General features: G+C 63.3%; 27 protein-coding genes and 1 pseudogene. 9 read left to right on the top strand and 19 right to left on the bottom strand.

Annotation, left to right across the window (positions count from 1 at the left end; translation table 11 throughout):
* Positions 1 to 136: 136 nt before the first annotated feature.
* The 5 genes from GEMRO_RS33885 to GEMRO_RS34805 form a co-directional block, all read right to left on the bottom strand.
* Positions 137 to 277, bottom strand: coding sequence for a hypothetical protein (locus tag GEMRO_RS33885; protein ID WP_157505395.1), 141 nt, complete (start codon positions 275 to 277; stop codon positions 137 to 139).
* A 335-nt stretch (positions 278 to 612) separates the two neighbouring features.
* Entirely contained in the window at positions 613 to 972 is a 360-nt protein-coding gene (locus tag GEMRO_RS26760; protein WP_157505394.1) for a hypothetical protein, read from the bottom strand.
* Complete coding sequence (locus GEMRO_RS33880; protein WP_169728291.1) at positions 950 to 1,168, bottom strand: 5-formyltetrahydrofolate cyclo-ligase; 219 nt, start codon at positions 1,166 to 1,168, stop codon at positions 950 to 952. The genes GEMRO_RS26760 and GEMRO_RS33880 overlap by 23 nt, the downstream gene beginning before the upstream one ends.
* A gap of 90 nt (positions 1,169 to 1,258) precedes the next feature.
* Complete coding sequence (gene fdxA, locus GEMRO_RS0101050; protein WP_027132543.1) at positions 1,259 to 1,588, bottom strand: ferredoxin FdxA; 330 nt, start codon at positions 1,586 to 1,588, stop codon at positions 1,259 to 1,261.
* 16 nt (positions 1,589 to 1,604) lie between these two features.
* Positions 1,605 to 1,856, bottom strand: coding sequence for a group III truncated hemoglobin (locus GEMRO_RS34805; RefSeq protein ID WP_205624864.1), 252 nt, complete (start codon positions 1,854 to 1,856; stop codon positions 1,605 to 1,607).
* Positions 1,857 to 2,294: 438 nt separating this feature from the next.
* Between GEMRO_RS34805 and GEMRO_RS0101040 the strand changes: the two genes are divergently transcribed.
* Both GEMRO_RS0101040 and GEMRO_RS0101035 read left to right on the top strand, forming a co-directional pair.
* Positions 2,295 to 2,759 carry an Rrf2 family transcriptional regulator gene (locus GEMRO_RS0101040; protein ID WP_240476561.1) on the top strand — a complete coding sequence of 155 codons (465 nt, stop codon included), beginning with the start codon at positions 2,295 to 2,297 and terminating at the stop codon, positions 2,757 to 2,759.
* Between the two features lie 271 nt (positions 2,760 to 3,030).
* Entirely contained in the window at positions 3,031 to 3,735 is a 705-nt protein-coding gene (locus GEMRO_RS0101035) for a Crp/Fnr family transcriptional regulator (protein WP_027132541.1), read from the top strand.
* Here GEMRO_RS0101035 and GEMRO_RS35790 read toward each other — a convergent pair.
* From GEMRO_RS35790 to GEMRO_RS26740, 9 genes are all read right to left on the bottom strand, one after another.
* On the bottom strand, positions 3,707 to 3,931 hold the full coding sequence (locus GEMRO_RS35790; protein ID WP_322100033.1) for a DUF1858 domain-containing protein: 225 nt from the start codon (positions 3,929 to 3,931) through the stop codon (positions 3,707 to 3,709). The genes GEMRO_RS0101035 and GEMRO_RS35790 overlap by 29 nt on opposite strands.
* A gap of 466 nt (positions 3,932 to 4,397) precedes the next feature.
* On the bottom strand, positions 4,398 to 4,622 hold the full coding sequence (locus tag GEMRO_RS33875; RefSeq protein ID WP_157505392.1) for a hypothetical protein: 225 nt from the start codon (positions 4,620 to 4,622) through the stop codon (positions 4,398 to 4,400).
* 39 nt (positions 4,623 to 4,661) lie between these two features.
* A complete protein-coding gene (locus GEMRO_RS0101020; RefSeq protein ID WP_027132540.1) occupies positions 4,662 to 4,964 on the bottom strand; it encodes a hypothetical protein in 303 nt (100 codons plus the stop codon).
* The gene (locus tag GEMRO_RS0101015) at positions 4,964 to 5,887 is read right to left on the bottom strand and encodes a peptidylprolyl isomerase (RefSeq protein WP_084506395.1); all 924 of its coding nucleotides are present in this window, start codon (positions 5,885 to 5,887) and stop codon (positions 4,964 to 4,966) included. Before GEMRO_RS0101015 ends, GEMRO_RS0101020 begins: the two co-directional genes overlap by 1 nt.
* On the bottom strand, positions 5,884 to 6,669 hold the full coding sequence (gene narI / locus GEMRO_RS0101010) for a respiratory nitrate reductase subunit gamma (RefSeq protein WP_027132538.1): 786 nt from the start codon (positions 6,667 to 6,669) through the stop codon (positions 5,884 to 5,886). The genes GEMRO_RS0101015 and narI overlap by 4 nt, the downstream gene beginning before the upstream one ends.
* A gap of 11 nt (positions 6,670 to 6,680) precedes the next feature.
* Positions 6,681 to 7,376 (bottom strand): nitrate reductase molybdenum cofactor assembly chaperone, encoded by a 696-nt coding sequence (gene narJ, locus GEMRO_RS0101005; protein WP_027132537.1) that lies wholly within the window; start codon positions 7,374 to 7,376, stop codon positions 6,681 to 6,683.
* Positions 7,377 to 7,390: 14 nt separating this feature from the next.
* Positions 7,391 to 8,917, bottom strand: coding sequence for a nitrate reductase subunit beta (narH, locus tag GEMRO_RS0101000; RefSeq protein WP_027132536.1), 1,527 nt, complete (start codon positions 8,915 to 8,917; stop codon positions 7,391 to 7,393).
* Positions 8,914 to 12,699, bottom strand: a complete 3,786-nt coding sequence (locus tag GEMRO_RS26745; protein ID WP_051328545.1) for a nitrate reductase subunit alpha — start codon at positions 12,697 to 12,699, stop codon at positions 8,914 to 8,916. Before GEMRO_RS26745 ends, narH begins: the two co-directional genes overlap by 4 nt.
* On the bottom strand, positions 12,696 to 15,458 hold the full coding sequence (locus tag GEMRO_RS26740) for a nitrate/nitrite transporter (RefSeq protein WP_035484521.1): 2,763 nt from the start codon (positions 15,456 to 15,458) through the stop codon (positions 12,696 to 12,698). Before GEMRO_RS26740 ends, GEMRO_RS26745 begins: the two co-directional genes overlap by 4 nt.
* 487 nt (positions 15,459 to 15,945) lie before the next feature.
* Between GEMRO_RS26740 and GEMRO_RS0100985 the strand changes: the two genes are divergently transcribed.
* The 3 genes from GEMRO_RS0100985 (at position 15,946) to GEMRO_RS26735 (ending at position 17,956) form a co-directional block, all read left to right on the top strand.
* Positions 15,946 to 17,148 (top strand): IS256 family transposase, encoded by a 1,203-nt coding sequence (locus tag GEMRO_RS0100985; protein WP_027132535.1) that lies wholly within the window; start codon positions 15,946 to 15,948, stop codon positions 17,146 to 17,148.
* Positions 17,149 to 17,522: 374 nt separating this feature from the next.
* Positions 17,523 to 17,681 carry a PAS domain-containing protein gene (locus tag GEMRO_RS35885; protein WP_205624863.1) on the top strand — a complete coding sequence of 53 codons (159 nt, stop codon included), beginning with the start codon at positions 17,523 to 17,525 and terminating at the stop codon, positions 17,679 to 17,681.
* Positions 17,645 to 17,956 carry a PAS domain-containing protein gene (locus tag GEMRO_RS26735; protein ID WP_205624867.1) on the top strand — a complete coding sequence of 104 codons (312 nt, stop codon included), beginning with the start codon at positions 17,645 to 17,647 and terminating at the stop codon, positions 17,954 to 17,956. The genes GEMRO_RS35885 and GEMRO_RS26735 overlap by 37 nt, the downstream gene beginning before the upstream one ends.
* A gap of 116 nt (positions 17,957 to 18,072) precedes the next feature.
* Here the strand turns inward: GEMRO_RS26735 and GEMRO_RS26730 are convergent.
* Both GEMRO_RS26730 and GEMRO_RS35585 read right to left on the bottom strand, forming a co-directional pair.
* Positions 18,073 to 18,883: pseudogene (locus GEMRO_RS26730) on the bottom strand (IS5 family transposase); the annotation flags it as partial.
* A 332-nt stretch (positions 18,884 to 19,215) separates the two neighbouring features.
* The gene (locus tag GEMRO_RS35585) at positions 19,216 to 19,362 is read right to left on the bottom strand and encodes a hypothetical protein (protein WP_157505390.1); all 147 of its coding nucleotides are present in this window, start codon (positions 19,360 to 19,362) and stop codon (positions 19,216 to 19,218) included.
* A 256-nt stretch (positions 19,363 to 19,618) separates the two neighbouring features.
* On the opposite strand from GEMRO_RS35585, the gene GEMRO_RS33175 reads away from it, so the two are divergent.
* Positions 19,619 to 20,370, top strand: a protein-coding gene (locus GEMRO_RS33175) for an IS5 family transposase (protein WP_240476564.1) whose coding sequence is annotated in 2 segments (ribosomal slippage) — positions 19,619 to 19,943 and positions 19,943 to 20,370 — 753 coding nt in all. Because the reading frame shifts where the segments join, the coding sequence is not laid out codon by codon here.
* A gap of 255 nt (positions 20,371 to 20,625) precedes the next feature.
* On the opposite strand, the gene GEMRO_RS32220 is transcribed toward GEMRO_RS33175, so the two are convergent.
* The gene (locus GEMRO_RS32220) at positions 20,626 to 20,991 is read right to left on the bottom strand and encodes a PRC-barrel domain-containing protein (protein WP_027132532.1); all 366 of its coding nucleotides are present in this window, start codon (positions 20,989 to 20,991) and stop codon (positions 20,626 to 20,628) included.
* A 223-nt stretch (positions 20,992 to 21,214) separates the two neighbouring features.
* Positions 21,215 to 21,595: a hypothetical protein gene (locus tag GEMRO_RS32215; protein WP_157505389.1), complete on the bottom strand. Its 381-nt coding sequence runs from the start codon at positions 21,593 to 21,595 to the stop codon at positions 21,215 to 21,217.
* A 395-nt stretch (positions 21,596 to 21,990) separates the two neighbouring features.
* On the opposite strand from GEMRO_RS32215, the gene GEMRO_RS0100945 reads away from it, so the two are divergent.
* From GEMRO_RS0100945 to GEMRO_RS0100935, 3 genes are all read left to right on the top strand, one after another.
* Positions 21,991 to 22,218, top strand: coding sequence for a hypothetical protein (locus tag GEMRO_RS0100945; RefSeq protein WP_027132531.1), 228 nt, complete (start codon positions 21,991 to 21,993; stop codon positions 22,216 to 22,218).
* 487 nt (positions 22,219 to 22,705) lie between these two features.
* Positions 22,706 to 23,620: a hypothetical protein gene (locus tag GEMRO_RS0100940; RefSeq protein WP_027132530.1), complete on the top strand. Its 915-nt coding sequence runs from the start codon at positions 22,706 to 22,708 to the stop codon at positions 23,618 to 23,620.
* 262 nt (positions 23,621 to 23,882) lie between these two features.
* Positions 23,883 to 24,245 (top strand): hypothetical protein, encoded by a 363-nt coding sequence (locus GEMRO_RS0100935; protein WP_157505388.1) that lies wholly within the window; start codon positions 23,883 to 23,885, stop codon positions 24,243 to 24,245.
* An 18-nt stretch (positions 24,246 to 24,263) separates the two neighbouring features.
* Here the strand turns inward: GEMRO_RS0100935 and GEMRO_RS34545 are convergent.
* The coding region (locus GEMRO_RS34545) for a hypothetical protein (RefSeq protein ID WP_035484511.1) at positions 24,264 to 24,593 on the bottom strand (330 nt) is incomplete at its 5' end.

Raw genomic sequence — 24,593 nt, 5'->3', positions numbered from 1 at the left:
GGTTGTCGCTACAGGCTCGGACTTCGCGTTGAAGTGGAAGTCTAGCGCCGCGGTCAGGAAGGCAGGCGGGTACCTTTTAGCATCAGGAAAGCGTGCTCGCGCCGGCAGGTGAGCAGGTCGCAGCCGCCATTGGTGATCAGCAGAATCGGCGCATCCCTCGGAAGCACTTGTCGCCTTCCAGCCGGGTGAGGGCTGGCTGGAGCACGGTGCCGCCGCGGCCGCTGACCTCGACCTGGCCCAGCAGGCTTTCGAGCGAGACATAGCCCATGTCGTGCACGCCGGCGTCGCTCCACCAGCTGATAACCAATATCTGGTAGGGATATTATGACATTTGTGGACAAGTAAATTGGTAATCCAGCCTGGACACCCACTCCCTCCTGTGACCGCCCTAGGTGTACGGTCCCGGGATGACGGAGGAAGAAGCGGCTCTAAAGCCGCCCATGTCTCGAACAACATAGTGTTTGGCTTGAATCACTTATTCCAGGCAAACGGATGGAGGCTTCGGGGCCGTCTGGCAGACGGTGCTGTTTAGCCTCCGGCAACGGCTGTTCGGAGACGTTTATGTGGCACACCCGCACAATGATGATCTGCGCGTGAGATCTCCTGGCAGCCTCAGCGATTCCGATTGTCCCCGCCGCCTCCGGCGCGATCATCCTGTCCGCTCCGGTCGCTATAGAACACGAGCGCCATCAGGCCGATCCCGAGCGCGCACGTAATGACAACCCCCAGCGTGAAGGCGATCCAACCATGGGTGCCGAGGTTGCTCCCCTCGAAGGCACCCATGATCCAGACGATGAACATTACAGAAGCGATGAAGCCCACACACCCTAACGGGAAACCCATCATCCGGCGCATTTCGATCTCCTTCCATTCCTTTGTTGCTGCACGCTGATGACGCCGGAGCGCGGTTGACGAGTGCGTGCCGAAGCCGAGATCTGGCGGTTCCTGATCAACCGCTCCGGTGGAGAGCAACGCCGCCCTCCGTCGCCATCAGGTCCATCGGGATGGCGAGCGGCTGCGGATGAATGGTCGGAATCTGCTGACCGCGGTAGCCTACGTTGATCACAAGCGGCTTGATGCTCAGTTTCGCAAGGATGCGACCGGTGTGGCCGCCTCCATAGCTCAATCGGCAGCAGGCATTGTTGAATCTGACGAGCGTCGCCAGCACGAGGTAGGATGACGTCCTCGCCGTCAGCGGCCACTGGGATGTTCCAGATGTCGCGCTCGATACGGTTGCCCTGCTTCCAGGCCCTCGCGATCACGCACCTGGTTCAGGCGAGAACAAGGCCTCTTTGCCCGGCTTGTCCTTCCACTCGTCGGCATCCGGCGGCGGCTCGTCCTTATGGGTAACGTTGGGCCACTGTGCCGCGAAGATGCGATTGCGTTCAATCCAGGCGATCGCGCGGGCGTCACTGTCCGGGACAATCGCCTCCGCCGGGCACTCTGGCTCACAAACACCACAATCGATGCACTCATCCGGATGGATGACGAGCATGTTCTGGCCCACATAGAAGCAATCCACCGGACAGACTTCGACACAGTCCATGTACTTACACTTGATGCAGTTCTCTGTGACGACGTAGGGCATGCGAACCTCAGGGCAATCAGCATTGTGCCGCCTTTGCAGACGCAGCTTCATGTGGTGCGGGTAGTCGGTCGAACAGGCCTGTGCGCAGGCTGCGCGAGATGCGCTCCGCACGCTTCTGTAAGAGACCGGCCACCTCTGGATCGAACACCTCGGTGCAGGCCGCGCCGAAGAGCGCAAGCCAGCGACCGAACATGATCGGTTCCAAGTCCGGAAGGCGCAGGTGGGTCGAGAAGGGGTTGCCGTGGTAGCGGCCGCTGCCCAGCATCACCGAAGACCAGAAGTCCGAGATGCGCGCGAGGTGTGGTGCCCAGTCGGCGTCCGATGTGCCAACGGCGCAGGACCGAGCTGGGGGTCGCGGCGAACTTGATCGTAGAACAGGCCCAGCAGCAGCCGGATGCCCTCCTCCGTGATGGGGTTGGCGCTTGCGGTCGTCCCGCCTTGAGGGGGGGCCACAGCGTCTCCGTGGTCAGAGCGTATGGCTGGTTCCAGGCCAGTACATTGGTTGACAAACCTATCATGCATGACCTGACCGTCCTCCTCGTTTTCGTTTGATGCATCCCGTGCCGGACTCCGGCGGCAGGAACACCTAAAGCACTGTGTTTGCCGCCACCTCTCGCCTCTCGAAAGCCGGCACGGTAAACATATATTCGAGATGAATGTTATACCTTGCTCGGGCAAAAGCAAGATTGTCTGTATATCTTTCCGCATGGCCGAGACTGCGGCCGGGAGCGGAACCGTTGTGCGCCTGACTATCTACGCCGACTATGCACTGCGCATGCTGATGTACCTCTCCGTGAAGGGAGACGATCTCGCGACCATCGCGGAGGTCGCCAACGCCTATGGCATCTCAAAAACGCACCTGAACAAGGTCTCTCACCAGCTCGGGCTGGCCGGCTACGTCGTCACCGCGCGTGGTAAGGGCGGTGGATTGCGGCTTGGCAGACCGGCTCAGGAAATCAGTTTAGGCGATGTCGTGCGGCGCGTTGAGCCGGACATGGCGCTCGCACCGTGCTTTGAACCACTGCACGCCCCCTGCCCGATCGTGCCGGCTTGCGGACTGCGTGGTGCACTTTACGAGGCTCGCCAGGCTTTCCTGGCCGTGCTCGACCGCTACAGCTTAGCTGACCTCGTGCAGCAGCGGGCGGAGCTGGGGGCCCTGCTGCGCACTTAAGATCGAAAGCAGATCACGACGACAAACCGATCGACATGATTGTTGCCAACCGGCCAAACTGGTTGACGTTCTACAGAGGCGGCTATATCGGTTGGTTCTTTGCCGAACCCGGCATCAAGCCGCTCATAACGTAGTCGACGAGTAAAATTAACTTGTTTCATTGCCGCAGCCAGCAAATGCATCGCTCTATGCTAACAGTACTCTTCGAGACATTGGCTTGAACAGCCGGCTTTTCAACGTACACGCCGCTGCGGCAGCATGAACATGCACGATGCATTTCCCTAACCTGGACCCATCGCTCATCCGCGATCTGTCGATCTTTAGGTCGGTGGGGGCGAATGATCTTGAGGCCGTACTGGCGGTTGCGACAGTGCGGCAACTGCCAAAGGGCGTGGCAGCTTTTGAGCAAGGCGCTGCCGCCACTGAGTTCTTCGTCCTGCTCCACGGCCGGCTGAGGGTGATGCATACTACCTCGGATGGACAGCAGATGATCGTGCGCCACGTAAACCCGGGCGAGATCTTCGGTTTGGCCAAGGTCATGCAGCGCACCTCCTATCCAGGCACCGCGTCGGCTATCGTGGATAGCGTGGCGCTAGCTTGGCCTACCTGCCAATGGGAGAAATTCCTCGCCCAAAGTCCGGTGCTCGCTGCCAACGCGCTATCCTTGATCGGGCAGCGGCTGCAGGAGGCTGACGCGCGGCTTCGGGAGCTGGCGACCGAGGAAGTTGAGCGGCGTGTCGCGCACGCGCTGCTGCGATTAGCCAAACAGGCCGGAACGAGGACGGAAGAAGGAGTGCTGATCAATTTCCCGCTGACGCGCCAGGACATCGCCGAGATGACCGGCACCACGTTGCATACCGTCAGCCGGGTGATGTCCCGTTGGGAGGCGCGCGGGCTGGTGGCGAGCGGGCGAAAGCGGGTCGTGCTGCGCGACCCGCACCAACTCCTCATGCTCGCGGAGCAGTTGCCCGAGTAGGATCATCCGAGGCCGGTTCTGGAAAGGAATGGCGCGGCTGGCAGGTGGAGGCGTTAACTGCCTGCAGAAAATTGGTAAGGTCTCTGCCGTGGAGAGCACAGGCTTCCGCAACCGTGTGGAAGTGGCCGATCGGGCAACCAATGCAATGCATCCGGAACCGGATGAAGACTGGGATCACCTCGCGGTGGGTGGACATGAGTTCATCCACGATGGTATCGGCGGTAGCGATCATGTCGATCCCTCCCGTGTGGACGCCTACCTTGACCCTCGATCAGCTACAGGGTTGATGGGGCGCAGCGATCGTGAGGACAGGGCCTCCAAAGGCATCCGGCTCATTTGAGCCTACACCGCTAGAGGTCCTTCCAAGAGGTCGGATCCTGCTGCGGCTGTCCGAGTTCCGATCGCGGCGGCCGTGCCAAGGCATAATGAAGTGGCCGGCTGTGCACCGTTCTCCTGCCATCTTTATCTCAGCCATGGCTCTGCCCTGTCCGTCATTCCAGCAAGTTCCGCCTCACGTTGGTCCCGCTGTCAGCTGTAGTGGATCCTGTTCGGCGGCCTTCCCTTTCCACCCGTCCCGGGAGCGCCGCCCTGTATCAGCTGCCCGCGTTCGGCCGCCCATTGCCCCTCCGGGCGTGACCAATGACGCGGCGTGACGCGACCCGTCAGAAGACGAGCAGAAGGATCGTGATGATCACGCAGGCGATCACCGTCACTGCCCAGATCATCGGCCATGCGGTGCCTTCGTCCTTTTGGACGGACACGGTGTCCATCGGATCAGTTCCCTGCTGATCCGCTCCGTACGTGCTGTCCTTGGCTTCCTTGAGAGCCGGGTTCAACGGCGCACCGTCGGCTTTATCTGCTGCTCTGCCTGAAGGCTTGGTGGTCATCGTCTGCTCCTCACCCGCATTATCGGACGGCTCACGCGATCAGGCGGAGTGGTCGGCGCAGCCTTTGGCAGCCAGCCGCCAGCGCACCATCGCAACGAGGCATGCGCTTCCCGGATCCGGATCGTCACGCATGATCTGGGTGAGCTGCGCCCAATCCTCCTCGTCCGCAAAGCGGCTGAAATCCGCCACTGCGAACCGGACGAAAACGGCCAGGGAGGTGTTCGAGCGGGCAGCCGCCAGCCGCGCACCCTCGGCGAGCTCCGGATCACCCGCCGCGACCCATTTCTCGAACCCGGCCGCGGATCGCCGTGCCGATCCCAGGATGTCTCCCAGCGTCGGCATCAGGCGGCCCCGCCCGTGGCAGGATCTATCACCACGCCCTCGATCTCTGCCGACCCTGCCAGCTCCGCCGTATATAGGGCCGCCGACGTCGCCCAGGCGCGAGCCTCCAGCATGTCGGCGATCCTGTCCTTGACCATTTCGAACGGCAGCGTGTGCCCGGCGATGCGGCGCTGTAGCCGCAGGACGTGCCAGCCGAACCTAGACCGGGCCGGCTCACGGCCAGCCGTACCTTCGGGGAGCGCCTCCAGCGCCTCCTGTACGACCGCGACCAGCTCGCCGCGCCGCACCTGGCCAAGAGAGCCTTCCTGATGGGCCGAGGGGCATTTGGAGAACGCGCGGGCCGCCTCGGCGAACGCTCCGGGATCGTCACCGACCTCGGCCGCGATCGCGCGGGCTTCCGCTTCGGCCGCCGCCCAGGCAGCCGCATCGTCGCCATCCGGCTCGATCAGGATGTGCGATGCCTCGAAAAGCTCCGGGGTACGGAAGCGGTGGACGTGCCCCTCGTAATAGCGCCGGCATTCCTCCGCCCCTACAAGATTCGGTTCGATCTGCCGCTCCAGGAGCGCCCGGATCACGGCATCGTCGAGGGTTTCGCTGCGGCCGGCATCGTCCTCCTCCGGATCGGGCTCGATGCCGAGGCGCCGGGCCTCCTGGAGGAAGAGCTCGCGCACCACGAGCGCCCGGGCGGCCTGGCGCCAGGCCGCCTCGCCGTCGGGAGACGGATGGTGCTGGATCTCCAGTGCGATCGCCTCCGGCTCTATCTCCACGCCGTTGACGGCTACGGCACCGAAGCTGGGTGGTGCCGGCCGCAGCCGCGCATCGGCAGGCGCACCACCGCAGCCGCCGGTTGCACACGCACTCGGCATGACCGGCGTTGGCGTGGCCGGGGAGGGGTGGCGGTCGAGGATGGTCTGCCTGCTCATTGGCCGCTCTCGCTCTGGCCGCGCACCACGGCATCACCCCCGAAGCTCGGCGCCAGGCCCGCAGGCCCGTGGGTCGGCGTCGTGCTGCCTCCCACCTTCAGGCGCGAGCGCACGATCTGGTAGCCCGGCCGGAACAGAAACCAGATCGGGGCGCTCCAGATGTGGACCAGACGAGTGAACGGAGTGATCAGGAACAAGGTGAGGCCCAAGAGGATGTGCAGCTTGTACACGAGGTAAGCATCGACGATCAGGTTGGCCGAGCCGGGATCGAAGGTCAGCATGCCTTGCGCCCATCCCATGAACAGGACCATTTCGCTGCCGTCGAGGTGGTCGATCGTCCAGAACGTGGTCGCCAGGCCGAGGACGAGCTGCAGCCAGAGCAGCACGAGGACGGCGATGTCGCCGATGGAAGAGCTGCGCCGCACCCGCGCGTCGAACAGGCGGCGATGCAGGAGCAGGCTGCAGCCGACAAACGCGGCGATGCCCGCGATCCCACCCACCACCAAGGCGGTCAGCTGCTTGAAGCCATGGGCGACACCGAAGAAGTCGAAGACGCCGATGGGCGTCAGGAGTCCGACGAAATGGCCAAACAACAAGACCAGAATCCCCAGGTGGAACAGATTGGACCCCAGGATCATCTGCCTACGGCGCAGGAACTGCGACGATTGAGAGCGCCAGGAGTACTGGCCCTTGTCGAAGCGCAGGATGCTTCCGACGACGAGGACGATGACCGCCAGGTACGGATACCAGCCGAACAGCAGATAGTTCGTGAACTCGCGCATCACGTCCTCCGTCAGCTCTTGATCACTGCCTGGACGGCACGGCGTGCCGCCCTGATCTTCGCAACCACCCCGGTCGGCCCACCATGGTCCGGGACCGGCGCACCGAAATTCACCGGGGCATCTTCCCACTCCTCATCGATCGACTTCTCCGCCTTGGGGGCGGTGCGCTGCTCCAGTTCCTCCACCGCAGCACGGTCGGGCATGGCACTGGCGAGCGCCAGGAGCGCGTGGAAGACCGCCGCATAGGGCGAGTCCCTTTCGGAGAGCCGCTGGTCCAGCACGGCGAGCACGTGCGCCGGTTCGCCCAGCCATTCGCGCGCTTCCCTCGGCGGCGAGCACGAGAGGAACTCCAGGAACATCGGGAGGAAGTCGGGCAGTTCCGCCACCTCCATGACGAAGCCGCGATCGACATATTGCTGGCCCAGATCGATCATTGCCTGGCCACGTTCGCGGCTGTCGCCGTGGACATGCTCGAACAGGTGAAGCGACAGCGCCCGGGAGCGGTCGAACAGCTCGCTATAGGCGGCCTGGAGATCGAGCAGATCCTCGGTCTCGAACGACCGGAGCAGTGGCTCCAGCCGCCGCAGCGCCTCGGGCGGCAGTGCGCCTTCGGCACGGAGCGCCGCCCGGAGCTCGCCGACATGGGCCTGCAGCTCGGCCGAGGGATAGCCCAGCAGCAGGGACATCGCGCGCAACGTCATCCTCATGTCGGTATGTTCCGTCATGTCGGAATGTCCATGTATGGCTTGCGCGGCGTCCGCTTGGAGCCGCCGAACAGGTTGAGCTTCGTCGATCCGTCGGTCGGCTCCTTGAAGCCGAACCCGGTCGAGCCGCGCAGGAGATAGGCGTCCTCGCTGGTCTCGCGATGGTTAGTCGGGATGACGTAGCGGTCCTCGTAGGCCGCGAGCGCCATGTAGCGGTACATCTCTTCGATCGTCACAGCGGTGAGGCCCACCTGCTCGGCGATGCTCCCGTCGATCCGGCCCTCCACGCTCTTCGCCCGCATGTAGGCCCGCATCGCCAGCATCCGTTCGAGCGCCCGCGCGACCGGTTCCTCGTCGCCCGCCGTGAGCAGGTTGGCGAGGTAGCGCATCGGGATCCGCAGCGAGCGCACGTCCGGCATGCCGTGGTTGACCGACATCTTGCCGGCCTCGGCCGCCGACTGGATCGGCGAGAGCGGCGGCACGTACCAGACCATGGGCAGGGTGCGGTACTCGGGATGGAGCGGAAAGGCGACTTTCCATTCCATGGCCATCTTGTAGACCGGCGAGCGGGTGGCCGCCTCGATCCATGCCTCCGGCACGCCGTCGCGGCGTGCCTGCTCCTGCACGGTCGGATCGTAGGGATCGAGGAATACCCCGAGCTGTGCCGGGTAAAGGTCCTTGGGATTCTCCACGGACGCGGCTGCATGGATGCGGTCGGCGTCATAGAGCACGACGCCCAGGTAGCGGATGCGGCCGACGCAGGTCTCCGAGCAGACCGTCGGCTGTCCCGTCTCGATCCGCGGGTAGCAGAAGATGCACTTCTCGGACTTACCGGTCGACCAGTTGTAATAGATCTTCTTGTACGGGCAGCCCGAAACGCACATCCGCCAGCCGCGGCACTTCTCCTGGTCGATCAGGACGATACCGTCCTCCGCCCGCTTGTAGATGGCGCCCGAGGGGCAGGAGGCCAGGCAGGACGGATTGAGGCAGTGCTCGCAAAGCCTCGGCAGGTACATCAGGAAAGTCTGCTCGAACTGGCCGTAGATCTCCTTCTCGATACCCTCGAAGTTGTAGTCGCGGGAACGCTTGACGAACTCACCGCCAAGGTCGTCCTCCCAGTTGCCGCTCCACTCGATCTTCGTCATCACCTCACCGGTAACGAGCGATCGTGGCTTGGCGGAAGGCTGCGCCATGAGCTCGGGCGCCTTCTGCAGCCATTCGTACTCAAAGGTGTAGGGCTCGTAGAAATCGTCGATCTCCGGCAGGTCCGGATTAGCGAAGATCTTGGAAAGTATCCGCCACTTCGAGCCGATGCGTGGCTCGATCCTGCCGTTCTTCTTCCTTACCCAGCCGCCCTTCCAGCGGTTCTGGTTCTCCCAGTCCTTGGGGTAGCCGACACCCGGCTTGGACTCGACGTTGTTGAACCAGGCGTATTCGACGCCTTCGCGATTGGTCCAGACGTTCTTGCAGGTGATCGAGCAGGTATGGCAGCCGATGCACTTGTCGAGATTGAGCACCATGGAGATCTGGGCGCGGACCTTCATCGGCTCACCTCCGCCGTCGCGGCCTGGTTCCCTTGCCCCCAGTCCGCGGTCGCCTGGCCGCTGGCATGGTCGTCCACCGCCTTATCGAACCAGTTCACTGCACTCATCTTGCGCACGATCACGAACTCGTCGCGGTTGGCGCCGACGGTGCCGTAGTAGTTGAAGCCGTAGGCGAACTGGACATAGCCGCCGATCATGTGGGTCGGCTTCATGTTGATCCGCGTGACGCTGTTGTGGATGCCGCCGCGCTGCCCGGTGATCTCCGAGCCCACCGTGTTCACCATCTTCTCCTGGGCATGGTACATGATGGCGGAGCCCGGCATCACGCGCTGCGAGACGATGGCGCGCGCCGTGAGCGCGCCGTTCACGTTGAACGCCTCGATCCAGTCGTTGTCCTCAATGCCGGCGGCCTTGGCGTCGACCTCGCTGATCCACACCGTCGGCCCGCCCCGGTTAAGGCTGAGCATGATCAGGTTCTCGGTATAGGTGGAGTGGATCCCCCACTTCTGGTGCGGCGTCAGGATGTTGAGCTGGATCTCGGGATTGCCGTTCGGGAGCTTGCCCAGCACCTGCCGGACCGTCCGCGTGTCGATCGGCGGTCGCCAGGTCACAAACCCCTCGCCGAACGCCCGCATCCAGTGATGGTCCAGGTAGAGCTGCTGCCGGCCGGTCAGCGTCCGCCAGGGGATCAGCTCGTGGACGTTGGTGTAGCCGGCATTGTAGCAGACGTGCTCGCTCTCCAGCCCGGACCAGATCGGCGAGGAGATGATCTTGCGCGGCTGGGACACCACGTCGCGAAAGCGGATCTTCTCCTCTTCCTTGCCTTCGGCGAGGTGGGCGTGATCGCGCCCGGTCGCTTTGGACAGCGAGGCCCACGCCTTGACCGCGACCTCCCCGTTGGTCTCCGGCGCCAGCATCAGGATTGTTTCGCAGGCATCGATGTCGGTGTCGACCTTGGGGCGCCCGGCGGTCGGGCCCTCGGGAACGAGCCCGTTGAGCCGGCCGAGCAGATCGACCTCGTGCTTGGTGTCCCAGTTCAGCCCCTTGGCGCCGTTGCCGAGCTTCTCAAGCGCCGGCCCCAGCGAGGTGAAGCGGGCGTAGGTCGCAGGGTAGTCGCGCTGGACCACCGTGACGCCCGGCATCGTCTTGCCGGGCACCGGATCGCACTCGCCCTTCGCCCAGTCGAGCGGCTCGTAGGGCTGGGCCAGTTCGGCCTTGGTATCGTGCTGGATCGGCGACAGGACCACGTCGTGCTCGACCCCCAGCACCTCGGGCGCCACCTCGGAGAACTTCTTCGCGATCGCGCGGAAGATGTTCCAGTCGCTCTTGCACTCCCAGACCGGATCCACCGCCGCAGTCAGCGGATGGATGAACGGGTGCATGTCCGAGGTGTTGAGGTCGTGCTTCTCGTACCAGGTCGCTGTCGGCAGCACGATGTCCGAGTAGAGGCTGGTGGTCGACATGCGGAAATCGATGTTGACCATCAGGTCGAGCTTTCCCGCCGGCGCCTCCTCGTGCCAGACGACCTCCTGCGGCTTCTGGATGCCGGCACGCACGTCGTCCGTGCCGACGACGCCGTGCAGCGAGCCCACGAGATGCTTGAGGAAGTATTCGTGCCCCTTGCCGCTCGCACCTAGGACGTTGGAGCGCCAGAAGAACATGTTGCGCGGCCAGTTCCTCGGATTGTCCGGGTCGTGGCATGCAAGCTTCACCTTGCCCGACTGCAGCCTCGCCGGCAGGACCGCCGCGGGATCCTCGCCGCTCGTGACGAGCCTGCTGCCGAGCTCGATCGGGTTGACGTCGAGCTGCGGCGCCGAGGGAAGCCATCCCATCCGCTCCGCCTTGACGTTGTAGTCGATCATGGCACCCGACCAGTCGCCCGGAGGGGCCGTCGGCGAGATGATGTCGGAGATCTTGAGCGTCTCGTAGCGCCACTGGTCGCTGTGCGCGTAGAAGAACGAGGTGCCGTTCATCTGGCGTGGCGGGCGCACCCAGTCGGCGGCGAACGCGAGCGGCAGCCAGCCGGTCTGCGGCCGGAGCTTTTCCTGCCCCACATAGTGGGCCCAGCCGCCGCCCGACTTGCCCACGCAGCCGCACATCACCAGCAGGGCGATGATGCCGCGGTAGCTCATGTCCATGTGGTACCAGTGGTTGAGCCCGGCACCCAGGATCACCATGGAGCGGCCGTCGGTCATCTCCGCGTTGGTCGCGAACTCGCGCGCGACCTGGATGATCGCCTGGCGCGGGACGCCGCAGACCTTCTCCGCCCAGGCAGGGGTGAAGGGCACGTCTTCATTGTAGCTCTTTGCGACATTGCCGCCGCCGAACCCGCGGTCGATCCCGTAGTTGGCGAGGAAGAGGTCGTAGACCGAGGCGACATAGCTCGGGCCGCCAACGAGCGTCATCGCCTTGGCCGGAACGTTGCGCACCAGTACTTCGTCATGGCCCGTGGCGACGAAGGCCTCGGGTGCGACCGTGCCGAAATAGGGGAAGGCGACCGGCACGACCTCGTCGTGGTCGCCCTCAAGGCCGACCCGCAGGCGGACCTCCCGCCCTTTGCCGTCCTTCTCCTCAAGGTTCCACTTGCCCGGGTCGCCCCAGCGGAAGCCCGCCGAGCCCACCGGACACACGACCTCCCCGCTGATCTCGTCGATGGCGACCGGCTTCCAGTCGGTCTGGTTGGCCTCGCCCAGCGCAGCCTCGAAGTCGGCAGCGCGCAAGAGCCGGTCGGGCACCAGCCGGCCGTCCCGCTCCACGAGCTTCACCAGCAGGGGAAAGTCGCTGAAGCGGCGGACATAGTCCGCGAAGTAGGGAACGGTCCGGTCAACGTGGTACTCGCGCAGGACGACGTGCCCCAGCGCCAATGCCAGTGCCGCGTCGGTGCCCTGCTTGGGATGCAGCCACAGGTCGGCGAACTTGGACGCCTCGCTGAAGTCGGGCGTGATGACCACGCTCTTGGTGCCCTTGTAGCGCGCCTCGGTGTAGAAATGCGCGTCCGGCGAGCGGGTCTGCGGGATGTTCGATCCCCAGACGAGCAGGAAACCGGCGTTGTACCAGTCCGCACTCTCCGGCACATCGGTCTGCTCGCCCCAGGTCTGCGGCGAGGAGGGCGGCAGGTCGCAGTACCAATCGTAGAAGCTGAGCAGCGTGCCGCCGATCAGCGAGAGGTAGCGGCTGCCTGCGGCATAGGAGATCATCGACATGGCCGGGATCGGCGAGAAGCCGGCGATCCGGTCCGGGCCATATTCCTTGATGGTGTAGGCATTCGCGGCGGCGATCAGCTCGGCGACCTCGTCCCAGCCGGCGCGGGCAAACCCGCCGCGGCCGCGGCGAGTCACCCAGCTCGCCCGCTTGTGCTGGTCCTGGACGATCGAGCGCCATGCCGCGACCGGCGAAAGGTTGCGCCGGGCATCGCGCCAGGCACCCAGGAGACGGGCGCGGACGAGCGGGTATTTGATGCGGGTACCTGAATAGAGATACCAGCTGTAGCTGGCACCGCGCGGGCAGCCGCGCGGCTCATGATTGGGAAGGTCCGGGCGGGTGCGGGGATAATCGGTCTGCTGGGTCTCCCAGGTGACGATGCCGCCCTTGACGTAGATTTTCCAGGAGCAGGACCCGGTGCAGTTTACGCCATGGGTGGAGCGCACGATCTTGTCCGCCGCCCAACGCTTGCGATAGGCGTCCTCCCACTCGCGGCTCTCGTTGGTGGTGATCCCGTGACCATCCGCGAACTTGTCCCGCACTCGCCTGAAATAGGTGAGACGATCCAGGAAATGGCTCATCGGGAGCTTCCTCCGCTTGCATGGGCGAGCTTGCCAGCTTGTTGGAGCGGAGGCCGTTGCAGGCTCCGCAGAGTGCCGCGCGGACCGCTGTAGACCAGCCAAGTCATCACGGCGCAGACGACGTAGAAGATCAGGAAGCCCCACAGCGCGGCGGCGGCCCCTCCGGTCATCGAGATTGAGGTCCCGTACGCCTTGGGAATATAGAAAGCGCCGTATGCGGCGATGGCGGAGGTGAAGCCGATGACTGCCGCCGACTCGCGCTCGGCTTTGGCGATGCGCTCGCGCTCGGTAAGGTTGGGTGCGGTGCGGTCCATCTCCCGACGCATGATCCCGGGAACCATCTGGAAGGTCGAGGCATTGCCGACGCCGCTCACGAAGAACAGCAGCAGCACCATCAGGAAGAAGCCCCAGAAGCTGCGCATCTCCAGGAACCAGATCATTCCCAAGGCCGCCGCGATCATTGCCACGAACACCCAGAACGTCACTCGGGCGCCGCCCAGCCGGTCGGCGATCCAGCCGGTACCGGCCCGCGACAACGCCCCCACCAGCGGACCGACGAAGGCGAAGGGTAGGGCGTTTACCTCGGGAAACACCAGGCCCGCCAGCAGCGGGAAGCCTGCCGACATGCCGATGAAGGTGCCGAACGTGCCCGTGTAAAGCCAGCACATCAGCCAAGTGTGGATGCGCCGGAAGATGGATACCTGGTCGGCGAACGAGGACCGCGCGCTCAGGATGTCGTTCATGCCGAACCAGGCTGTGAACGTGCCGATGATGACCAGCGGCACCCAGACGAACCCGGCGTTCTGCATCCATAGCATCGCGCCGTCCGGCCCAGCGGTCTGGCCCGGCCCGCCTGTCAGGTTCATCGTGATGACGATCGGGACGATCAACTGCATCAGGCTGACGCCGACGTTGCCGAGGCCGGCGTTGATCGCGAGCGCATTACCCTTCTCGGACTTGGGAAAGAAAAAGCTGATGTTGGCCATGGACGAAGCGAAGTTGCCGCCGCCCAGGCCGCAGAGCAGCGCCAGCACGAGGAAGATAAGGTACGGCGAGTTGGGATCTTGCACCACATAGCCTATCCCGAAGGCGGGGATCAGGAGCGACGCCGTCGAGACGGTGGTCCAGAGCCGGCCGCCGAAGATCGGGACCAGAAAGGCGTAGAAGATTCGCAGCGTGGCTCCGGACAATCCCGGCAGCGCTGCCAGCCAGAAGAGTTGGTCAGGCGTGAAGTCGAAGCCGATCGCCGGCAGCTTAGCCACCACCACGCTCCACACCATCCACACCGCGAACGCGAGCAGCAGGCAGTAGGTCGAGATCCACAGGTTCCGCCGCGCGATCGGCCTGCCGGTGGTCACCCAGAATTCCGGATCCTCCGGCCGCCAGTCGGCGAGCGTGCGTGGCTGTACTACCGGAGTGCCGACCGGCGTCGGCCCTGGGGCGTGGAGCGCCGAGTCGTGGATCGGCTCCATCTCCGGGAGTTCCGGCCAGGAAGCGGGCCGCTCCCCGTGCAGGGCGGAGGCCTCCATCTGCCGGATCGCGAAATGCATCCAGAGCAGCGACACGGTGACCAGCAGCAGGAGCAGGACGAAACAGCTGGTCCAGACGCCTGTCAGGTCGTTGAGCACGCCGAACAGCAGCGGCAGGATGAAGCCGCCCAGCCCGCCGATCATGCCGACCAGCCCACCCACGGCACCGACGTGACGGGGGTAGTAGACCGGGATGTGCTTGTAGACCGCCGCCTTGCCCAGGCTCATGAAGAAGCCCAGGACGAAGATCGTCACCACGAACGGCACCAGGCCCATCGAGGTTGAGAACGCGATCGGCCCGTGGATACCGTGGATCACGTAGTCGGTCGGCGGATAGGACAGCATGAAGGTACACAGCACCGAGACGCCGAACGTCCAGTAGAGCACCGAGCGCGCACCGAAGCGATCCGAGAGGCGGCCTCCATAGATGCGGAACAGGCTTGCCGGCACTGAGTAGAATGCTGCAAGCACGCCCGCGGCCTCGATTCCGAGCCCGTAGACGCCAATCAGGTAGCGCGGCAGCCACAGGGCGAGGGCGACGAACCCGCCGAAAACGAAGAAATAGTAGAGCGAGAAGCGCCAGACCTGGAGGTTGCGCAGCACGGCGAGCTGGTCCTGCATCGACGCCGCCGCAATGCCACTCTCGCGGCGCGCGCGGAATGCGGGATCCTCTGGCGTGAGGAAAAAGAAGGCGACGCCGATCACGAGCAAGGCCGCGGCCCAGATCTGGGCGACCGCCTGCCACCCCATCGCCACCATCACGAAGGGGGCGAGGAACTTGGTGACCGCGGCGCCGACATTGCCGGAGCCGAACAGGCCAAGCGCGGTGCCTTGCTGGCCCGGTGGATAGAACGCCGCGACGTAAGTGACACCGACCGCGAACGAGCCGCCGGCGATGCCGACGCCCAAGGCCGCCAGCAGCAGCAGGAGATAGCTGTCGGCCCAGGAAGTCAAGAAGGTCGCGATGGCGGCCAGGACCATGACGAGCGCGAAGATCCGTCGGCCGCCGTACTGATCAGCCCAGATGCCGAGGAAGACCCGCGACAGGGCGCCGCTCAGAATCGGTGTTCCTACCAGCAGCCCGAACTGGGTCTCCGAGAGGTCGAGTTCATTCTTGATGCCCAGACCGATGATCGAGAAGATCGTCCAGACCGCGAAACAGGCGGTGAAGGCCCCGGTGCTTGTCCAAAGCGCACCCGACGCGCCCTCGGCCGGTTTGATGGTGGTCATGTTCATAACCCAGCGAGGCTGCAGCCGGATCGCGCGGCATCGTCACCCATCATACCGGCCACCGTACATTGTCCTCCCCTCGTCTCACCAGCGGCAGGATCCGATCATCGTATCGGCCGAGCAGCACCGCTGGCTTTCCAGGCCGCAAACCTTCCGGCACTCGCGGTGGTGGCGCAAAGCCAGGGGTCGGTCTTTGATTTAGATCAAACAAATGACAGAAAGTCTGCCCTGGCTCCCTCGGCTCTCATGCCAGCGAGAAGAAGCTCCAGCCCAGCCGGCGAAGGCGGATGATACTCGTTCATCTGTGAGGCCAAAGATTTGGCAGTATACAGTATCCGAAACGCGAGCTTGCCTCCTCCTCAAGAGTGAGACAGCGCCAGATGAGGTAGCGTCCGCGCTCGTGGTGGAAATTTGCTGAGCTTCTGAGGTGGTCATCGGACCAGCCGGGTAGGGTGGAGTTGCGACGCTTCACCTGAACGGAGGACCGATGACCGAGGACAGACTGCCACTGGCCGAGCTGATGCAGAAGGCCGGCGATGGCGACTTCCTGCGCGCCGTGGCCGAGGCGGTGCTGCAGCTGTTGATGGAGGCGGACGTGGAAGGGCTGATCGGCGCCGGGCGGCACGAGCGCTCGCCGGAGCGGCTCAACTACCGCAACGGGTTTCGCGACCGCGCACTCGACACCCGGCTGGGCACGCTCCAGCTGCGCGTGCCCAAGCTCCGCCAGGGCAGCTACTTTCCGCCCTTCCTCGAGCCGCGCAAGGTCAGCGAGAAGGCACTGGTGGCGGTCATCCAGGAGGCCTGGATCGGAGGCGTGTCCACCCGGCGGGTCGACGAGCTGGCGCAGGCCATGGGCCTGAGCGGCATCTCGAAGAGCACGGTCTCCAAGCTGTGCAAGGACATCGACGAGCGGGTGAACGCCTTCCTCGAGCGACCGCTGGAGGGCGATTGGCCCTACTTGTGGCTCGATGCGACCTACCTGAAGGTCAGGGAGGGCGGCCGCATCGTCTCGGTCGCGGCGATAATCGCGGTGGCGGTGAACGCCGAGGGCCGCCGCGAGATCGTTGGCTTGGGCCTGGGCCCGTCCGAGGCAGAGACGTTTTGGTCGGGCTTTCTCAAAGGGCTGGTCAAGCGCGGCCTGCGTGGGGTCAAGCTGGTGGTCTCGGACGCGCACGAAGGGCTCAAGCACGCCATCGCCAAGGTCCTTGGTGCCACCTGGCAAAGGTGTCGCGTGCACTGGCTAAGGAATGCCTTGGCGCACGTGCCGAAGGGCCAGCAGACGATGGTTGCCGCCGCGCTGCGCCAAGCCTTCCTGCAGCCGGACCAGGAGGCGGCCCGGCAGGCCTGGCGCCAGCTCGCCGATCAGCTCCGCCCCCGCTGGCCCAAGCTCGCGGACCTGATGGACGCGAGCGAGCACGACGTCCTGGCCTACCTGGCATTCCCGGTCCAGCACCGGGCCAAGCTTCATTCCACGAACCCGCTGGAGCGCCTGAACAAGGAGGTCAAACGCCGGGCCGACGTGGTCGGCATCTTTCCCAACGAGACCTCGATCCTGCGGCTGATCGGAGCCGTGCTGCTGGAAGCCAACGACGAGTGGCAGCTCCAGCACCGCTACATGCAGCTCGAGGCGATGGCCGAGCTGCTCACACCCGAGCTTGGAACCTTGAAACTTCCACCCCTGGCCGCCTAGGCGATGACCACCTCAACGCCCACCGAATTTCCACCATGTTGACGGACGTGACCCCAGATGATCCCCTCGATCGTGCGTCGCAGGTTGTAATGCTGCGTCTGGTGGTGCGGACGGTAGGCCTCGATTCACGGCTCCAGTGTCGCCCACTTGCCCATCCGTCAGAACGCCCCTCATCAGCTCCCCCATCTGCTGCACGTCCAACAGATAGGGAGGAAGCAATCAGGAGCTAACAAGCTCTAGCCACGTATCCTGCTTAGGGTGCTTCTATGGCGCATATGGATCGGCTTTGGCCCAGTAATCAGAGTGGGCCGCATACCGGCCCAGAATCTATCGGCATCGGGTGAACCTTCGGGCATCGGTAAGCGGAGAGTGGAATGGATTTTGCGCGGATCGTGGCTGACGGCATTCTGGCGGCATCGGCCGATGCGATGGTGGCCACGGATGATCAGGGGGTCATCCGTCTGTGGAACCCTGGAGCTGAGCGCATCTTCGGGCATTGGGGGAGGGGGCCCTTGGACAGTCGCTGGACCTGATTATTCCCGAGCGGCTGCGCGCTTGCCACTGGCAGGGCTTCCACGAGGTCGTGAGAACAGGGAAGAGCCACTATAGCCAGGGCGACCTTCTATCCGTTCCAGGCATCCGCAAGGACCGGCAGCGCATATCCCTCGGATTCACCATCGTGCCGTTCATGGATGGCCGGGGGCGGGTCATCGGCATGGCAGCCGTGATGCGCGACATCGCTGCACGCTTTGAGGAAATCAAGCGGCTCAAGCAGCAGTTGGCTACGGCCATGGAACGAGCAAGCTAAAAATGCCTCCCCTATACTGCCGACTGCTCAAGGCCGCTCTTGTCAAAGGCCCGGCTCCGGCGGTTCGACGAGCCGAGACTGAAGATCGTTGTCCTAAGAGCCCGGCCCGGAATTCGTGAGGTCCGAGCCAATCGGCGGGTGAGGAGCATAATGGAGGCGGCGTAGAGGAAGGCTTTGGCCGAGGCGAGCTTGGCCTCAGGGTCCTTCCACAGCCGCCGGTTGCGACTGATCCAGGCGAAGAACCTCTCCACCACCCACCTGCGCGGGTGAACCGCGAAGCCGACCTGATCGGCGGGCTTCTTGACGATCTCGATGGTGATGCAGGTCGCCGTCGCGGGCCCGCTTCCGGCAAAGCCCATATCCGCGAACGCCTTCGTGATGAACAGGAACGACCGGCGGGACAGGCGCAGCACGAGAGGCGCGCTGTCGCGATCCTGAACGTCGGCGGGTTGGGCCTCCAGAATGAGACTGCGCCCGTCCGTGTCCACCATGACCTGCCGCTTGCGGCCCTGCACCTTCTTGCCCGCATTGTAACCCCGTGGGCCGCCGCTCTCGGTCGTCCTGACCAACCGGCTATCGATCACGACGGCACTGGGCGATGCTTCACGTCCGACGCGCTCCCGGTCGTCCATGACGAGCAAGTGGTTCACGGTCTCGAACAAGCCGGTGTCGCGCCACGAGGCGAACCAGCGGTAAACGGTTGTTCGTGGCGGCAGGTCGTCTGGAAGAAGCCGCCATGCGACCCCGCCCCGCAGCACGTGGAAAATCGCGTTCATGATCTCGCGGAGCGACCACGCCCGGGGTCGCCCACGCTGGTTCGGCTCGGGCATGAGGGGCAAGGATCAGAGCCCATTCGGGATCGGTCAGATCGGTTTCGTGACGCAATCCGTCGCGGCTATGCTGCCGATGGATGGTCGGGGTCCACATGAGCGGCTCCAAAAAGGCCTCAGCAACCTCTCGGAACTACGCCATCCCGGCCACTCAACCCCTTTCGGGACGCGCTCTTAAAACGGTCAGCCGGGGAGATGATTGTCGTTGGGTTTTGGGCATTGTGATTCCCGGTGTTGTTACGGCTGTCGTCGGTGATGAGGCCTGCCCTGGTCCGGTAGCGGCACGGCGGCGGTATCTCTCGACGTTGAGCTCGAGGATGGTGGCGTGGTGGACGAGCCGGCCGATCGCCGCCACGGTCATGGCCAGCTTGAAAAGACACTGTCCCAGGCTGAGAAGGGCTAGTTGGCGAAGACCAGCTGGCTGTGTCCCTAGTAATACTCGGTGATGAACTCGAAGAGCGCGCTGGTCCCAGCTTGGTGTTTGCTGCCAAGCTCATCCGCAAACTGCATTTGCGGCTGCCAGTTCTCCATCAGCGTGATAGCCGCCCGCTTGAACTCCCACCTCTTCTTCGCCATCAGATCACCTTCCTCGCGCCCAAGGAGCGTATTAGAGGTCTCCACCGAAGCGGGTGAGGATCAAGCCGCCGCTATCTGGACGACCGCGCAAACAGCATCCGCCCGTAGCCCAGGGCGAAGATGAGAAAGGCCAGTGCCCAGGCCAGACCTGCCAGTTCGAGGCCGCGCTCTAGGGCCGATCGACATTCAGAGTTTTCGGGTATGCTGCATGCTGCTTCACCGGGTCCTAAGCTGGGTTGGGAGCCTTTGGATGGCTGTGAAGCGCTACGAGCTGAGCGAGGCACAGTGGGTGCGGATCGCGCCCATGTTGCCGGGCAAGACGGGTGATCCGGGTCGGACGGGTTCGGACAACCGGTTGTTTGTGAACGGCTGCCTGTGGGTGCTGCGCTCGGGCGCGCATTGGCGGGACCTGCCCGAGCGCTATGGCAAGTGGAAGACGGTGCACCGACGGTTCAGCCGATGGTGCCATGCCGGCGTGTGGGAGCAGGTGTTCCAGGCGCTGACTACCGATCGCGACAACCAGTACCTGATGCTCGACAGCACGATCGTCCGCATGCACCAGCAGGCGGCAACTGGAAAAAGGGGGCCAAGAACCAGGCGCTGGGGCGTTCCAGAGGAGGACTGACGAGCAAGGTTCACATGCTCGCCGATGCTCTGGGCCGGCCGCTCCGCTTCATCGTTACTGCCGGCCAGATCGGCGATGTCACGCAGGCACCCGCCCTGCTCGGCGGCCAGACCGGCGCCGCCGTGCTTGCCGACAAGGCCTACGACAGCAATGCCTTACGCGTGCTCATCGCCGACATGGGTGCCCAAGCGGTGATCCCTGCCAACCGCACCCGCAAGATCGCCATCCCGCACGACGCCAGCGCTTACAAGCTGCGCAACCGCATCGAGCGGTGCTTTGGCAAGCTCAAGCACTTCCGCCGCCTCGCCACCCGCCATGACCGACGCACCCTCCACTTCATCGGCTTCGTTCAGCTGGCCGCCGCCATGATCTGGATGCAATGATTGTCGATCGGCCCTAGGCCCAGGGGGTGGACCATAGGGTCAAACGATGGCGGCCTGTGGACGTTGAGCCGAAATGGAGCGGGCCGCCTTTCTAGGCGACCCGCTCCTGCTATCGACACCGAACACCTGGCTAATTGAGTGGATCGGCCAGTCTCGGTCACCTGGATGTCAGCTATCTCCAGCAGACTACTCGATAGCTTCCTGAGGATTTCTGCATCTGCGATGATTGCAACGAACTTGACGTTGGTCCGCTCGTCAGTCGTCCCAGTCCGGCAGTTGCTCAAGCTGTTCCTTTGTGAGGTTGGTCACCAGACCGTTCTCGCCAGGCGTCAGTTGATCGATCTCGATCATGACGTCCTTCTCGCCCAAGCCAAGAAACCCGCCCACATCGGCAGAGACTGCGGTGATCTCCCCCTCCGGGGTCATCAGAACATCGTCGACCTCGCCGATGCGCTCGCCATCGGCGCCGATCAGATCAAGATCCTCCACCTGGTCGACCGTAAGGTTGAACGCCTCCACGGTGGTCGCGTCGTCGGCTTCGACAAGCGCCGGGGTGGTCTGCGCCTGTGCCACGCCGGCCATGCTCACGAAGGCTGCCCCGAGAATCCACTGCCGCATCATGTGCCCGTCTCGTCCTGCAGTTGCTGTCGTGAGAGCTAACATTGCAGCGCTCGAGAGGTGCCCTCGTGATGAGGCTTTGGGTTCTGCCTGATTTGGCATCGCCAACGATATCTGAGCGGTCCTCCGCGACTGGCTTGGCTGGTATCGTTGCTCGCGAAGCCGACCCAACAGCAGCGTCATAATCAACGACGTCGGGGATCGTCCGACTTGACGGACAGGAGGGCTATTGCGCCCGTTTCATCGTTGAGCAGGTAGCGATCGCATCATCGCCACCCTCAACGTAGCAGACCTCCATCTCGTCGGCGGCAGTCAACATCCCGGTAACGTGCCCGTCTTCGTTCGAGATCAGGATACCCTTGCCGTCGGCCTGAATGATCCCGACAAAATCCTCTTCTCCACCCTCGTACTTCACCACGCCCCGGAAGACGCGCCCATGCTGCTCGTCGATCGACATGTTGGTGGAGCGCTCCGTTTCCCAGCCTTCACCCTCGCTCACTGCAGGTCCCGACCCACTCCAAGTGCCTGTCAGTTCCGGTACCTCGGCAGCGCTCGCTCCGGCACTGGCGGTGAGCCACAAACCCGCGACGATAACGAGGCTACGCATGGATGATCCTTTCAATTTCCCTGATCCTAAGGTCTTGATGCGTAGGATGCTTAAGACGACTTGTCACTACTGCTGATTGTCCAGTCTGGCGCAGAACTGCTCGTGGATCTGGAACCGACAAAAGGTCGAATCTGTTGGGCTCTATCATCACCACCGCATTTCCCTCCAAATGCGGAAAACATGGGGTAGAAGTGCGCTTTCTATGCAACCGGGTGAGGTGTGGCTGCGAACAAGATGATCGAGATCAGCGAGGTTGGAAGCGCGCAGATGGGGAGGCAATAGGATCGCGCTGGATCTATGTGCCGAGGGTTCTGAACATCCTGCCGGAATACGGCAAGTCTAGCCTGCCACGCTTGGGATTCCATACGAGTGGGCATGATAAGAGGATCAGAAGTATGGCTAAACAAGCAAAGTACCAGATCGATTGGTCCAATGGCACCGGACGGATCGCCCGTGTCAAAGCAGACCAAGTTGAGGGGGCTAGGCGCGCTGCCGGCGAGATGATCTCTGAGCGGAAGTTTAAGTACGGCACGACAGTGACGGTTGATGCTCCGAAGGACGAGCAGACCGAGTTGCTGGATTACGTCGAGGCCGAGATGGCGAAGCTCCGCGGCAACTCGTAGCCGCACCTGATCTTCATAATATTCCTGCCAGGCACTGACGTGGCGCTCGCCCTCAATCCTGATATCTGCGAACGCTTCTCGACCCTGAGCGCGTCTGGAACCTGCTGGATTCTCAAATCGAGCTCATGGCCGGCGGCCTGCGTAAGGCGGGGCTTCCGATAGCGCCAGCTCCACAGAAGTGATTCCGCACGAGACGGCCACTAGTTGCAACACTGCGGCACTCACATCCCCTCGCTTTTTGGCCGTAGATGTCCAGGTTGTCGCTCGACGCAGCCTTCAATTTCGACTAGTAGCCACGCGCCCAAGATCGTCGGCGCGAAATATTACTGCTGCTCACTTCCAAGTTGAGATGTGCGGTCAATTATAACGCACTGGATGTCTGGTTCTATCCCGTTCTTTGCAAGCATCACTCCCTAGGCAACCATCCTGCAGCGATAGCTGCATGGTTCACATTGGCCGGGGCTTTGCTGTTGAACGAAGGCATCCCATGAAACAGCACCGTTTTCTCTCGTTATTTATTGCGATCGCGACCCTTGCCGGAATACTGGCGGCTGCGCCCACGGCTGAGGCTGCCAGCAAGAGCTTCAAGCTCTACTATTCCCTGAAGTTCAACCAGACTGTCTCCGGCTTCGACCAATGCGGCATGATGCCGATGCCGATCGTCTATCATGGCACCCTGTTCTCTGGCGGAAAGCTTGGTCCGGTGCCTGACTATGCGCGGCTGAAGAACAAGGCGGCGCCTTTCGTCGACGCCGCGGCGCAGAGTACTACCCATCACATGGTCGTGCTGGATGTCGAGGGCAGCTGGGCCTTGCTACCGACTGATTCGCGTGCCGAGATGGAGAGCAAGGCAACAGACTACTACGATCTCCTCCATTTCCTGAAGGGCGAGCTCAAGGCCCGGCGTTCCGCAGCAAAGCTTGGGTATTTTCGAGTGGCTCCCCCGGAGTTCCACCAGAGCCCATCCGCGCAGGGACAGCCAAAGAAGCCATACGAGGAAGCGGTCGCTGCGCTGAAGCGGGTAGGCGATCAATCGGACGTGCTTTTCCCGCAGCTCTATGCGTGGGGCGAAGCAGCGATGTTCAGGCGGTACGCGGCTGGAACGGTTGCCACCGCGCGAAGCAACTGGCCGAAGAAGCCCGTTTTCCCGTTCCTGTGGATGCAGTACCGCACGGCCTGGAATGCTGCTGCTGGCCGCTACGACGTCGAACTGCTGCCCAAGGGCGGGTTTGGAATGCAGTTGCAGGCGGTCAAGGATGCTGGCGCGGACGGAGCCGTGATCTGGGGAACGCTGGGCAACAGCCAGGCGCGTCTGGATTGGGATCGGAACGCTGACTGGTGGCTGGAAACCAAGGCGTTCCTTGCCAGCCAGGGCGCTGACATGAGCAAGTGCAAGCTTTAACGGTTTCGTTGCGTGATTGAGTGCAAGTCGATCCAGCGCCGGACTCGTTCCCTACATCCTAGTTACGTGAACGGGTTCGCCTTTGTACTGTGTCCATGTTCCATAAAGCTGGATGATCTTTCGTGATGAGGAGGCACCGCAGCCTGCCGCACCACACCCGTTCCGGATAGGATTGGACCATCTTGCGTCGAGCTGCTCTGAGAGTCTCCACCAGCATCAGCCGATGACAACGCAACAATGTTCTTGAGCATTGTTACAAGAGATGGCCAATTCTTCGTTGGTCAGCAGCAACACCTGCAGTCGATTATACGACGATCGATTTATAGCTTACTGCGCTTCACAGCCCGGCGCAGAGGATTGGATGCATGATGCGATGAACAACAAGCCGAACGGCCAGCCAAGGTATCGGGTGATCTGGATCAATGATCTGGGTGATGTCCTGGCCGCAGCGCAAGCCGATCTCCTGGCCGACATCGAGTGGAAGATCCGGGATGCCGTCGCCGAGTGGCGGTTTCGACCTGAAACCCGGATCGTCGTCGAGGCCACGCCTGACGAGAATGACCGCTTCCATCTGCAGAATTTTGCCGAGGACGAGATGGCTGCAGCCAGGGCCTTTTGGCGATAATCGGGATCAACTCCTTGATCACGTTTCGTCAGCTATCCGGGCGCTGATATAGCCGACCTCTGTTGGTGGACGCCTGACGCCAAGATGCATCCCGCCACCCCTCGGGAGCATCTGCCCTGCCAATGTGGTGGCACTCGTGCTGGCGCCTTCCTCGCTCACCTGCTGCCCATCGAGTATCGAGGCGCTTCCCATCGATAGAGCCACCTGCCGCACCGCATCCTCCAGGGCGTCCAGAAAGTTCTCACCCTGACCTGTCCAACTCGTACGTTCATGGCGGATCGTCGCTTCGCGCACATCCGCCTTGGCATGCAGCTCGATCGTTGCAGCACCCCCCAGCGCCGCCTCGAG

Origin of the sequence: Geminicoccus roseus DSM 18922 (assembly GCF_000427665.1) — a bacterium.
Classification (GTDB): domain Bacteria; phylum Pseudomonadota; class Alphaproteobacteria; order Geminicoccales; family Geminicoccaceae; genus Geminicoccus; species Geminicoccus roseus.
This window is presented reverse-complemented; position numbering and strand designations above follow the sequence as displayed.